Genomic DNA, 11,388 nt, shown 5'->3' with positions numbered 1-11,388 from the left:
GGCTCGCGGCGGGACCCTGCAGGGGGCCGACCGAGGCTCGCGGCGGGACCCTGCAGGGGGCCGGCGAGGACTAGCCGGTGGTGCGGGCGCGCTCGCGGAGCAGGGCGGAGATGCGCTGGCGGGTGACGCCGAACATCGCGGCGATCCGGTTGATGCTCACCTGCTCGGTGGCCAGCGCGTGCGCCTGCTCCCGCCGCCAGGCGCCTCCCGCGCTGGCCAGGGAGGCCATCACCGAGCTGATCTGCTCGACGACCAGCGGCCGGGACTCCGCGGTCACGAGGTCGAGCCAGGCGCGGCCGGTCTGCCGCTCGTCGAGCAGCTTCTCGGCGCGTGACCGGGCGCCCTGGAGCTCGGTCACGCAGGTGTCCAGCACGGTCATGAGCTCGGTCAGTGCCCGGACGGCCGGGTCCTGCTGGATGGAATCCGTCGACACGGGCCCTCCGCCTCTCCAAGTGGAATGTAGTCAATCCAGTTGGACACTATCCATCCCCCGGGGCCTGACGCAAGACCTGTGACACGCAACCTCCGTCGCGGGGCAAGGGTCGTTGCGCGCAGCCGGTCCGGCCCATCATGTTGCGGACAACGGGGTGGTGCACCGCAGAGTGAACGCCAGGGGATCGTGCTGCGGCGGGGCCCCGGTCAGGGGGAGACCCGATGTCCACGCTCACCGCTGCCGTCGACCTGAGACCGGTGCCGGCCGGCGTCCCGGTCGCCCGGCACCTGGTGCTGGACCTGCTGGGGGCCTGGCAGGCGCCGCACGACGCCGGGGACGCAGCGCTCCTGGTGACCGAGCTGGTGGCCAACGTCGTCGACCACGTCGCCGGCGAGGCGTCCTTCACCCTCGAGCTCACCCTCTCCGAGCAGTGGCTGCGCATCTCGGTCGCCGACGGCTCGGCGCTCCGCCCCGTGGTGCGGGCGTTCGAGGTCGGTGCTCCCCGGGGGCGGGGCATGCGGCTCGTCGAGGGGATCGCCGACCGCTGGGGCGTCGAGGACCACGCCGACGGCAAGCGGGTCTGGTTCGAGCTCGCGGCCCCGGGTTTGGGGGCGGCGACTCCCGGGGACGGGGCGGGGAACCGAGCGACCGAGGAGGAGACGGCATGAGCGAGCCGAACGGCGACAACACCTACAGCGCGGGCGAGGGGCTCTCCGACGAGGAGATGGTCCGGACCGTCGCCGAGCAGACCGACAGCATCTCGGAGCACGCCGACGAGGCGGGCAAGGACTGGAACGGCGACGCCAGCCGGGCACCGGACCCGAACGCCGACGCCGCCGGCTGATCGAGGACCCCCGTGCCCCCCGCCGCTCGCACGCTCGCGGCGGGCCCCTGCAAGGGGGCCACGGGACGGGGCCGCGCATGTGAGGATCCCCACGTCACCGACCGGCGACGGGGGAGTGCAGGCGTGGGGACGACGACACCGGCCGCGGTCGCGGGATGGCCGGCGGCCCGGCCCCTGCGGCCGGCCCGCACGATGGCCCGCTGGGTGGTGCGCCACGGCATGCCGGCGGCCTACCTGACCCGCGAGGCGCGCCGGGGAGACCTCGTCGCCCGCCTGTTGCGGGACCCCGTCCTGCGCGCCGATCCGCACCAGGTCCACGAGCAGCTGCGCGCCCGCGGTCCGCTGGTCAGCAGCGCGCTGGGTCCGCTCACCACGTCGCACGCCGTGGCCTCCGAGGTGCTGCGGTCCGACCGCTTCGGCGTCGGCTTCGACTGGTCCGCAGCGCCCGGGCCGGCCCGCTGGGCGCTCGCCTTCGGTGACGACCCCGCGGCCACCGGCGTCGCCGAGCCGCCGTCCATGCTCGTCGTCGACCCGCCCGACCACACCCGCTACCGCCGGCTGGTGGGCCGGGCCTTCACGCCACGCGCCACGACGGCCGCCGAGCCGATGGTGCGGCGCGTCACCGACACCCTGCTCGACGCCCTGGAGCCGGCCGCCGCCCGCGGAGACCCGGTGGACCTGGTCGCGGCGTTCGCCGCGCCGCTCCCGGTCCTCGTCATCGCCGACCTGCTGGGCGTCCCCACGGACCGCCAGGAGGACTTCCTCCGCTGGGGTGCCGCCGCCGCGGCGACCCTGGACCCCGGCCTGCCGCTGCGCCGCTTCCTGGCCGCCGACCGCGCCATCCGGGCGCTGCACGACTTCCTGGCCGGGCACTTCGCCGGGCTGCGCCGGGAGCCGGGGGAGGACCTGGTCAGCCGGCTCGTCGCGGCCTCCGACGAGGACGCCCTGACCGACCGCGAGCTGCACGCCACCGTGCTGCTGCTCCTGGGGGCCGGCTTCGAGACGACGGTCAACCTGCTGGGCAACGCCGTCGTGCTGCTCGACGCGCACCGCGACCAGCGGAACGCCCTGCTCGCCGACCCCACCGGCTGGCCGAACGCCGTCGAGGAGGTGCTGCGCTTCGACAGCCCGGTGCAGATCACCGGCCGCACGGTCCGCGCCGACACCGAGTTGGCCGGCGTCCCGGTGCGGCCGGGGTCGCGCGTCACGCTGCTGCTCGGCGCGGCCAACCGCGATCCGGACGTCTTCGCCGATCCCGGCCGGTTCGACGTCAGCCGCGGCAACGCCCGCGACCACCTGGCCTTCTCCGCAGGCGTCCACTACTGCGTCGGTGCGGGGCTGGCCCGGCTGGAGGCGGCCGTGGCGCTCCGCGCGCTGACCGAGCGCTTCCCCGGCCTGCGGGTGACGGGCCGACCGGTGCGCCGCGACCTGCAGACGCTGCGCGGCTTCGAGCACCTGCCGGTGACGCTGCGCTGAGCCTCCCCCGGGACGCAGTCGCCCGCTCCCCGGGGCACGGCCTCATCCGGCGGGGGTGAGCATCCCGGCGCCGACGGTGGCGTTGGTGGCCTCGTCGACCAGGATGAACCGGCCGGTCGCCCGGTTGCGGGTGTAGTCGTCGACGAACAGCGGCTGGGTGACCCGCAGCCGCACCCGGCCGATGTCGTTGAGCCCGAGCTCGGGAGCCTCCCGGTCGCGGTGCAGCGTGTTCACGTCGAGCCGGTAGGCCAGCTCCTTGACCATCGCGCGCACGGAGCGGGTGGTGTGCTTGACGGCGATCCGCTGCCGGGGCCGCAACGGCTCCTCGGCCATCCAGCAGACGAGCGCGTCGAGGTCCTGCGTGACCGTCGGGGCGTTCTCCGGCTTGCAGACCAGGTCGCCGCGGGAGACGTCGAGGTCGTCGGCGAGCCGCAGCGTCACCGCCATCGGCGGGAAGGCCTCGCCCACCGGGCCGCGCGGGCCGTCGATGCCGGCGATCGTCGTCGTCAGGCCGCTGGGCAGCACCTGCACCTCGTCGCCGGTGCGGAACACCCCGCTGGCGACGGTGCCGGCGTAGCCGCGGTAGTCGTGGTGCTCCTCGGTCTGCGGGCGGACGACGTACTGCACGGGGAACCGCGCGTCGGTGAGGTTGCGGTCGCTGGCCACGTGCACGTGCTCGAGGTGGTGGAGCAGCGTCGGGCCCTCGTACCAGGGCGTGTTCGCCGAGTGCGTCACGACGTTGTCGCCGTGCAGCGCCGAGATGGGGACGACGGTCAGGTCCGGCACGCTGAGCTTGGCCGCGAACGCGCTGAACTCGTCGGCGATCGCCTCGAAGACCTCCTCCGACCAGCCGACGAGGTCCATCTTGTTGACCGCGACGACCAGGTGCGGCACCCGCAGCAGCGAGGCCAGGAAGGCGTGCCGGCGGCTCTGCTCCACCATGCCCTTGCGGGCGTCGACCAGCACGATCGCCAGGTCGGCGGTGGAGGCGCCGGTGACCATGTTCCGCGTGTACTGCACGTGTCCGGGGGTGTCGGCCAGGATGAACGTGCGCCGCGGGGTGGCGAAGTAGCGGTAGGCGACGTCGATGGTGATGCCCTGCTCGCGCTCGGCACGCAGGCCGTCGGTGAGCAGCGCGAGGTCGACGTGGTCGCCCTTGCTGGCGCGGGCCACCGCCTCGTACTGGTCCTCGAAGATCGCCTTGCTGTCGTAGAGCAGCCGGCCGATCAGCGTGCTCTTGCCGTCGTCCACCGAGCCGGCGGTCGCGATGCGCACGATGTCCTTGCGCGCGGTGGCCAGCTCCACGGCGTGCTCGGCCACGGGGGAGTGCACGTCGACCGGCTCGTCGGCCTCGGCCACGGTGGGGTACGTCTCGGGGTGGACACCGGGCTGGGCGGCGGTGTTCGCGGCCATCAGAAGTAGCCCTCCTTCTTCCGGTCCTCCATGGCGGCGTCGCTGACCTTGTCGTCGCCGCGGGTCGCGCCCCGCTCGGTCATCCGGGTCACCGCGATCTCGGCGATGACCTCCTCGACCGTGGTGGCCTCCGAGCGGACGGCGGCGGTCAGGTTCGCGTCTCCGACGGTGCGGTAACGGACGGTCGCCCGGAACGGCTGCTCGCCGTCCCTGGGGCGGATGAACTCGTTGACCGCGTAGAGCATCCCCTGCCGTTCGACGACCTCCCGCTCCTGAGCGAGGTAGAGCGGCGGGATGGCGATCTGCTCGCGGAGGACGTACTGCCAGATGTCCAGCTCGGTCCAGTTCGACAGCGGGAAGACCCGGAGCGACTCGCCGAGGTGGATCCGGCCGTTGTAGAGGTCCCACAGCTCGGGGCGCTGGTTCTTCGGGTCCCACTGGCCGAACTCGTCGCGGAAGGAGAACACCCGCTCCTTGGCGCGGGCCTTGTCCTCGTCGCGGCGGGCGCCGCCGAACAGCGCGGTGAAACCGTGCTCCTCGACCGCGTCGAGCAGCACCGGGGTCTGGATGCGGTTGCGGGAGCCGTTGGGCTCCTGCTTGACCGTGCCGGCCGCGATCGCATCGGGCACCGAGGCGACGATCAGCTGCACGCCCAGCTCGGCGACCCGCTTGTCGCGGAACTCCAGCACGTCGGGGAAGTTCAGCCCGGTGTCGACGTGCAGGACCGGGAACGGGATGCGGGCCGGCGCGAACGCCTTGCGGGCGAGCTCCAGCATCACGATGGAGTCCTTGCCGCCGGAGAAGAGCAGCACCGGGCGCTCGAGCTCCGCGGCCACCTCGCGGATGACGTGGATGGACTCGGCCTCCAGCGTCTCCAGCTGGGAGAGCCGGTAGTCAGGGGTGCTCACGCGCTCGGTGCTCCGGGGGATCGGGGGCGGGCTCGAACCAGCACCAACCGCACCGGCCCGGGGAGGATTCCCGGAGCCCAGTCTCCGCCATGCCCCTACGGCGGTGGCTGTGACCCCGCCCGCACCGTCTCCAGCAGCCGGTCGGCCAGCTCCGGACGGCACACCAGCAGGTCCGGCAGCCACGCGTCGGGGCCGTTGTAGACCAGCGGCGAGCCGTCCAGCCGGACGGCGGTGAGCCCCGCGGCCCGGGCGACGGCGACCGGCGCGGCCGAGTCCCACTGGTACATGCCGCCGGCGTGCAGGTAGGCGTCGGCCTCGCCGCGGACGACGGCGGTGACCTTCCACCCGGCCGAGCCCATCGGCACCAGCTCGGCGTCGAGGGCGGCGGCCGCGGTGGCGGCCACCGCGGGCGGGCGGCTGCGGCTGACCACGATCCGCGGCCGGTCGCCGCCCGGCGGGGGCACCACGGGGGCGGGGTCGGTGACGAGCACCGCGCCCAGCGCCGGCAGCGCCACCGCGGCGGCCGCCAGATCGCCGGCCGCCCACAGCGCCACGTGCACCGCCCAGTCCGGGCGCGGCGACTCGCCGTACTCCCGGGTCCCGTCGAGCGGGTCGACGATCCACACCCGCTCGGCGGTCAGCCGGCGGCGGTCGTCGACCGCCTCCTCGCTGTAGACGACGTCGTCGGGACGGTGCTCGGCCAGCACCTCGCTGATGGCGGCCTGCGCGGCGGCGTCCCCGGCGTCCCCCAGGTCCCGGCCGGTGAGCCGGCCCTCCGCCCGCAGCCCGATGAGGACGGCGGCGGCCGCCCGGGCCGCGGCTGCGGCGACCTCGACGTCTCTCACCGGACCTCCGCGCCGGCGCTCGTCGTCCCGGTGACCCGCGCTGCTGTGTCTCCGCACGACCTCGCGCGCTCGGTCACGTGCGGTCGGTGAGGGCCGTGGCGTCGGTCGGCCGCCCCGGCGGCCGGTGCCGGCCGGACGCGTCGGTGATCGCGCCGAAGTAGTCGGCGTGCAGTTCCTGGCGCGGCATGACGAAGACGCCGCGGGCCTCGACCAGCGTCCGGTCGGGCACCGCCGTGGTCGCGATCGTGCCGGTGACGACGCACTTGCGGCCGGCGGCCTCGGTGACCTGCGCCCGCATCGCCAGCGGCGTCGACAGCGGCACCGGTCGCCGGTAGTCCACCTCCAGGCGCACGGTCATGCCCCACAGCCCCGCGGCGATCGCGGCCGAGCCGAGCAGCTGGTCCATGAGCATGCTGCTCATGCCGCCGTGCACGTAGCCGGGCGGGCCCTCGTAGGCCGGGCCGAGCAGGGCCTCGCCGATGACGCCGCCGTCGACCCGGCGGATCCGCACCGGCGGGGCCAGCGCGCTGCCCACCCCGCTCACCGGGTTGTAGACGCGGCGGAACACCAGCGGGTCGTCGAGCGCCGGGAGCTGGGTCGCCGGCCGCTGCGCGGCGGCCAGGCGGGCGGTGACGGCCCGCGCGTCGGCGGCCGCGGCGCGCAGCTCGCCAGCCGGGACGGTGGTGCGCACGGAGGCGTCCACCAGCTCCCGCAGGGCCGTGCCGAGCTCGGTCACCGCGGCCATCAGGTCGGCGTCGTAGGGCTGCCCGCCCGCGTCGGAGGTCACCCGCGGACGGTAACCGCACCGCCCGCCGGCTCAGGCCGCCGGTCCGTCCGGCACCGGCGGGACGGCGGAGCCCGGGCCGGAGCGGGGCAGCCGGACGGTGAACACCGCCCCCCGGCCCGGGGCGGTGTCCAGGTGCACCGTGCCGCCGTGCGCGGCCACCAGGGCGCTGACGATGGCCAGCCCCAGCCCGGTGCCGCCCGCCGTCCGGACCCGGGAGGGGTCGGCGCGGTAGAAGCGCTCGAACACCCGCGCGGCGTCCTCGGGGGCCATGCCCGGCCCCTCGTCGGCCACCCGGAGCACGACCACGCCGCCGTCGTCGCTGTCCGCCGGGCCGCCCCCGGCCGCCGGCTCGTCGGAGACGGTGACCGTGACCGGCGCGGTCGGTGGCGTGTGGACCAGGGCGTTGGTCACCAGGTTGCCGACCACCTGGCGCAGCCGGGCCTCGTCGCCGAGCACCACGGGGACCTCGCTGAGCGACTCGTCCAGGTGCAGGGTGAGCGGCCGGTCGGGCTGCAGGGCGCGGGCGTCGTGGACGGCGTCGCCGGCGACCTCGGCCAGGTCGACCGGGGTGATGCTGAGCGGGCGCTGCTGGTCCAGGCGGGCCAGCTGCAGCAGGTCCTCGACGAGCACCCCCATGCGGGCGCCCTCGGACTCGATGCGCTGCATCAGCCGGGCGGTCTCTTCCGGGCTGCCCACCGCGCCCTGCCGGTAGAGCTCGGCGAAGCCGCGGATCGAGGTCAGCGGGGTGCGCAGCTCGTGGCTGGCATCGGCGACGAACCGGCGCATCCGGGTCTCCGAGGCGCGGGCCTGCTCCTCGGAGGCCTGCTGCGCCCGGAAGCCGTGCTCGATGCGGGCGAGCATCCCGTTGAGGGCGGTCGCGAGCCGGCCCACCTCGGTGCGGTCGTCTCCCGCCGGCACCCGCTGGGAGAGGTCGCCGGCAGCGATCGCGGCGGCGGTGCGCTCGACCTCGGTCAGCGGCCGCAGGCTGTTGCGGACCAGCACGTACGCGGCGGCCCCGAGGACGGTCAGCACGACGAGCCCGACCACCATCTGGATGCGCACCAGCTGGCCGATGACCTGGCCGCCGGCCTCGATGTCGCTGGCCACCACCGCGGTGTTCCCGCCGCCCACGTCCGCGCTGATCAGCCGCCACAGCCTCCCGTCCTCCGACCGCACGGTGACGGGGCGGCCGATGCCGGCCTGCACCACCTCGGCGTTCCGCCCGGAGAAGGTCACCCTCCCTGTCTCTGCCTCCAGCGGGACGGCGAGGACGGCGAACTGACCGCTCGAGGACAGGCAGGCGACGTAGAACGTGCCGTACTGCGGGCCGCCTCCCCGGAACCCCGAGCTGCCCCCCACGCAGGCCTGCCCGAACCACGGCTCACCCTGGTACCGGGCGAAGGTGGACTCGAGCTGCCGGTCCTGCTGCGCGACCACGTAGCGCTTGAGCAGGGACGTCGCGGTGATGCCCGTGGCCGTGAGTGCGATGACCACCAGCCCCATCAGCAGCGCCACGAGGGTGATGCGCAGCGGGAAGCGCGGCGCCCGTTGCGGTCTCGGGGCGGGCGCCGCGCGCCCGAGGGGCGGCTGGCTCGTCACGTGCCCCGCGGCAGCCGCAGCGTGTAGCCCACGCCGCGGATGGTGTGCAGCAGCCGCGGCTCGGTGGTGTCGACCTTGCGGCGCAGGTAGGAGATGTAGGACTCGACGACGTTGGCGTCGCCGTTGAAGTCGTAGTTCCACACGTGGTCGAGGATCTGCGCCTTGGACAGCACGCGCCCGGCGTTGGCCATCAGGTAGCGCAGCAGCTTGAACTCCGTCGGCGAGAGGCTGACGACCTCGCCGGCCTTGACGACCTCGTGCGACTCCTCGTCCAGCTCGATGTCGGCGAAGGACAGCCGGGGGGACTCCGTCGGGCGCTGCGGGCCGGTGCTGCGGCGCAGCACCGCCCGGATGCGGGCGAGCACCTCGTCGAGGCTGAACGGCTTGGTGACGTAGTCGTCGCCGCCCAGGGTCAGCCCGGAGACCTTGTCCTCCGCGGCGTCGCGGGCGGTGAGGAACAGCACCGGCGTGTGCCGGCCGCTCTCCCGCAGCCGGCGGACGACGCCGAAGCCGTCCAGGCCCGGCATCATCACGTCGAGCACCAGCAGGTCGGGGCGGAAGGACGCCGCCATCGCCAGCGCCTGCTGCCCGTCCGCCGCGGTGGCCACCTCGAAGCCGGCGTAGCGGAGGCTGGCCGACAGCAGTTCGCGGATGTTGGGCTCGTCGTCCACCACGAGGAGGCGCGCCTCCGGTGCCGAGCCCCTGCCGGTGCTGCTCACAGCACCTCCTGTAGAACGCGCCGCCGTGGTCATGGGACCAGGGTGGAACCCGGGGCTGGGGCAGCCCTGGGCGTTCCCTGTGAGGAGTCTGGAGGCCCTCACCCGCCCATCGCCCGGCCACGCCGCCAGTAGCCGATGGCGTGGTGCTGCGCCCGGCTCAGCCCCCACCGGCCGCGCAGGTCCGCCCGCACCGCGCGGACGGCGGCGGACTCGGCGGCCACCCAGGCGAACAGGTCCTCGCCGTCCGGCCGCTCCAGCGCCGCGACGGCGTCGGGCAGCAGCGCGCCCTCCCCGGGCGGGACGCCGTCGCGGTGCAGCCAGCGCACGTCCACGCCCTCCGGCGCCGGCAGCGGCTGCTCCTCCGCGGCGTCGGCGACCTCGACGAGGGCGACCCCGCGGGTGGACGGCGGCGCCGCGGCCAGGACGCGGGTGATCGCCGGCAGCGCGGTCTCATCACCGGCCAGCAGCAGCCAGCCGGCCGGCCGGTCCCCCAGGGGGCCGCCGCCGGCGACGGCCACCGTCGCCCCGGGGACGGCGGCACCGGCCCACGCCGCGGCCGGGCCGTCGCCGTGCAGGACGAAGTCGATCTCCACCTCGCCGCGCTCGGCGTCCTGCCGGCGGGCGGTGTAGCTGCGCAGGCTCACCCCGTGCGGGCCGTCGGGCCAGACGATCCGCCCGTCCCGCTGCACCCTCGGCCAGCGTGGCGCGGGGTCGCCGACGCGGGGGACCAGCAGCGAGATCGTGGGCCCGGCCGCCGCGGCCGCCGCCGGAGTGCCCGAGAGCACGATGCGGCGCACGGACGGGGTGACGTCGTCGACCGAGGTCACGGTGAGGACGTCGACCGGCCGGGTGGGGTCGGGGGCGGGCACGGGCGGGGCGGGCATGGCGGAACCCAGCCTAGATGTGGGCCGACCCGGCCGACCCCGGGGGAATGGGGTCGACCGGGCCGGCGATCGAGGACGAAGACGTCACGCTGCGTGGTCGTGTACCCCGCTCTGAGCAGCGACAACGGCGGGACGATCCCCGTCGAGGGGAACGCTACGTGACGGATGCGCCGGCGTCAGTGCCCGCACGGGTGATCCGCGCTCTCGGACGGGTGATGTGTGTCCTGGCCCCGTGCCGGGCAGAGGCGGGGGACCGCGTCGAGCACCCGGGAGGTCCACATGTCGGACGACCTGAAAAAGGGTGACCACGTCACCTGGAACAGCCACGGCCAGGAGGTCGAGGGCACCGTCAAGCGCAAGATCATCTCCGAGACGGAGGCGGCCGGCCGGACGGTCAAGGCGAGCAAGGACGAGCCTCAGTACGAGGTCGAGAGCGACAAGACCGGCAAGACGGCGGTGCACAAGCCCGGCGCCCTGCACGAGAAGTGACCACCCACCAGCCGGACAAGGCACCAGCCGGACAAGGCACCAGCAGGACAAGGCACCAGGAGGAGGGGGATCGTGAGCGAGAGCGGAGACCAGTTCGCCGGAACGGCGGCCCGCAGCACCAAGCACAGCCCACGGGTGGACGAGGAGCTCGAGCACGAGATCCAGGGAATGCTCAAGGCCGAGCACGCGACCCGCTCCGAGGAGTGGCGCGAGGTCGAGCCGGTCGCCGAGGGCGACCCGGACATCACGGCGGATCCGATGGGCACCCTGGTGGGCGGCGTGCCGGTGGGCATGACCCAGGACGCCGTCGTCGCCCGCGCCGAGCTGGCCCGCTGGCTGGACCGGGCCGACTTCCCGAGCGATGGGCCGACCCTGGTCGAGGCGGCCCTGGACCACCGGGCCCCCGACGCCGTCGTCGACGAGCTGCGGCGGCTCCCCGAGGGCGAGACCTACGAGCGGATCGGCGACGTCGTCCGCGCGCTGGGGTACCCCACCGAGACCTGAGCGGGGCGGTCGGGAGCCGGGCGCACCGGCTCCCGACCGTTCACCGGCCCTCCGCGACCTCCTGGTGCTCGTCCTCCTGCTCGTCCTCCGCGATCTCCTCCGCGCCCCGCCGGCGGAACAGCCGGGAGCCGGGGAAGCCCTTCACGACGTGCCGCAGGTCCTGCATGGTGTCGACCAGGTCGTGCACGTCGGTGCCGACCGACCCCAGGGACCCGATCACCGGCAGGATGTCCTCGTCGAGGTGGGTCATCAGCTGAGGCAGTCGGTCGATGAAGGCGACGACCGCCTCCACCTCGTCGGGGTCGACGCTCGCCGCGAGGCGTCGTAGCGCAGGGGCCAGGGCCAGCAGGGGCTCCTGGAAGACGTCCACCATCGGGTCCATCCGGCCGATCAGTCCCTCGGCCTGGGAGACGGCGCCGTCGGAGCGGGCGATGGTCTGCTCCACGGCGGTGATGGCGTCGTCGGAGCGGGCGACGGTGCCCTCCAC

At 74.8% G+C, this 11,388-nt stretch carries 13 protein-coding genes and 1 pseudogene; 5 read left to right on the top strand and 9 right to left on the bottom strand.

What is annotated here, in order from left to right:
- Window positions 1-70: 70 nt before the first annotated feature.
- Window positions 71-433, bottom strand: a complete 363-nt coding sequence (locus tag BUB17_RS22095; protein WP_072920822.1) for a hypothetical protein — start codon at window positions 431-433, stop codon at window positions 71-73.
- Window positions 434-654: 221 nt separating this feature from the next.
- Here BUB17_RS22095 and BUB17_RS22090 point away from each other — a divergent pair, with 221 nt between their 5' ends.
- The 3 genes from BUB17_RS22090 to BUB17_RS22080 all read left to right on the top strand — a co-directional run bounded on the left by BUB17_RS22090 (window position 655) and on the right by BUB17_RS22080 (window position 2,753).
- Window positions 655-1,101, top strand: coding sequence for an ATP-binding protein (locus BUB17_RS22090; protein ID WP_072920821.1), 447 nt, complete (start codon window positions 655-657; stop codon window positions 1,099-1,101).
- A complete protein-coding gene (locus tag BUB17_RS22085; protein ID WP_072920820.1) occupies window positions 1,098-1,277 on the top strand; it encodes a hypothetical protein in 180 nt (59 codons plus the stop codon). The genes BUB17_RS22090 and BUB17_RS22085 overlap by 4 nt, the downstream gene beginning before the upstream one ends.
- Before the next feature lie 123 nt (window positions 1,278-1,400).
- Window positions 1,401-2,753, top strand: a complete 1,353-nt coding sequence (locus BUB17_RS22080; protein ID WP_083606522.1) for a cytochrome P450 — start codon at window positions 1,401-1,403, stop codon at window positions 2,751-2,753.
- A gap of 42 nt (window positions 2,754-2,795) precedes the next feature.
- Here the strand turns inward: BUB17_RS22080 and BUB17_RS22075 are convergent, their stop codons facing one another.
- The 7 genes from BUB17_RS22075 to BUB17_RS22045 all read right to left on the bottom strand — a co-directional run bounded on the left by BUB17_RS22075 (window position 2,796) and on the right by BUB17_RS22045 (window position 9,908).
- Window positions 2,796-4,166 (bottom strand): sulfate adenylyltransferase subunit 1, encoded by a 1,371-nt coding sequence (locus BUB17_RS22075; RefSeq protein WP_244277425.1) that lies wholly within the window; start codon window positions 4,164-4,166, stop codon window positions 2,796-2,798.
- The gene (cysD, locus tag BUB17_RS22070) at window positions 4,166-5,074 is read right to left on the bottom strand and encodes a sulfate adenylyltransferase subunit CysD (RefSeq protein WP_072920819.1); all 909 of its coding nucleotides are present in this window, start codon (window positions 5,072-5,074) and stop codon (window positions 4,166-4,168) included. The genes BUB17_RS22075 and cysD overlap by 1 nt, the downstream gene beginning before the upstream one ends.
- 95 nt (window positions 5,075-5,169) lie before the next feature.
- Complete coding sequence (locus tag BUB17_RS22065; protein WP_072920818.1) at window positions 5,170-5,919, bottom strand: inositol monophosphatase family protein; 750 nt, start codon at window positions 5,917-5,919, stop codon at window positions 5,170-5,172.
- A 73-nt stretch (window positions 5,920-5,992) separates the two neighbouring features.
- The gene (locus BUB17_RS22060; RefSeq protein ID WP_072920817.1) at window positions 5,993-6,706 is read right to left on the bottom strand and encodes a PaaI family thioesterase; all 714 of its coding nucleotides are present in this window, start codon (window positions 6,704-6,706) and stop codon (window positions 5,993-5,995) included.
- Between the two features lie 30 nt (window positions 6,707-6,736).
- Window positions 6,737-8,305 (bottom strand): sensor histidine kinase, encoded by a 1,569-nt coding sequence (locus BUB17_RS22055; RefSeq protein WP_083606521.1) that lies wholly within the window; start codon window positions 8,303-8,305, stop codon window positions 6,737-6,739.
- On the bottom strand, window positions 8,302-9,024 hold the full coding sequence (locus BUB17_RS22050; RefSeq protein ID WP_072920816.1) for a response regulator transcription factor: 723 nt from the start codon (window positions 9,022-9,024) through the stop codon (window positions 8,302-8,304). The genes BUB17_RS22055 and BUB17_RS22050 overlap by 4 nt, the downstream gene beginning before the upstream one ends.
- A gap of 98 nt (window positions 9,025-9,122) precedes the next feature.
- Window positions 9,123-9,908 carry a siderophore-interacting protein gene (locus tag BUB17_RS22045; RefSeq protein ID WP_072920815.1) on the bottom strand — a complete coding sequence of 262 codons (786 nt, stop codon included), beginning with the start codon at window positions 9,906-9,908 and terminating at the stop codon, window positions 9,123-9,125.
- Between the two features lie 279 nt (window positions 9,909-10,187).
- On the opposite strand from BUB17_RS22045, the gene BUB17_RS22040 reads away from it, so the two are divergent.
- Together BUB17_RS22040 and BUB17_RS22035 are read left to right on the top strand one after the other, a co-directional pair.
- Window positions 10,188-10,397, top strand: coding sequence for a hypervirulence associated TUDOR domain-containing protein (locus BUB17_RS22040; RefSeq protein ID WP_072920814.1), 210 nt, complete (start codon window positions 10,188-10,190; stop codon window positions 10,395-10,397).
- Window positions 10,398-10,469: 72 nt separating this feature from the next.
- Window positions 10,470-10,901 (top strand): DUF2795 domain-containing protein, encoded by a 432-nt coding sequence (locus BUB17_RS22035; RefSeq protein WP_083606520.1) that lies wholly within the window; start codon window positions 10,470-10,472, stop codon window positions 10,899-10,901.
- A gap of 40 nt (window positions 10,902-10,941) precedes the next feature.
- Here BUB17_RS22035 and BUB17_RS22030 read toward each other — a convergent pair.
- Window positions 10,942-11,388, bottom strand: a pseudogene (locus tag BUB17_RS22030) (hypothetical protein); the annotation flags it as partial.

This window comes from Geodermatophilus obscurus, from assembly GCF_900143215.1.
GTDB lineage: Bacteria > Actinomycetota > Actinomycetes > Mycobacteriales > Geodermatophilaceae > Geodermatophilus > Geodermatophilus obscurus_A.
Note: the sequence above shows the minus strand (reverse complement) of the source record. Positions and strands in the feature narration are given on the sequence as shown.

Bases quoted from the DNA above. Each gene is read 5' to 3' on its own strand.
- BUB17_RS22045 (WP_072920815.1), bottom strand. From the start codon at position 9,908: ATGCCCGCCCCGCCCGTGCCCGCCCCCGACCCCACCCGGCCGGTCGAC.
- BUB17_RS22040 (WP_072920814.1), top strand. From the start codon at position 10,188: ATGTCGGACGACCTGAAAAAGGGTGACCACGTCACCTGGAACAGCCAC.
- BUB17_RS22090 (WP_072920821.1), top strand. From the start codon at position 655: ATGTCCACGCTCACCGCTGCCGTCGACCTGAGACCGGTGCCGGCCGGC.
- BUB17_RS22085 (WP_072920820.1), top strand. From the start codon at position 1,098: ATGAGCGAGCCGAACGGCGACAACACCTACAGCGCGGGCGAGGGGCTC.
- BUB17_RS22075 (WP_244277425.1), bottom strand. From the start codon at position 4,166: ATGGCCGCGAACACCGCCGCCCAGCCCGGTGTCCACCCCGAGACGTAC.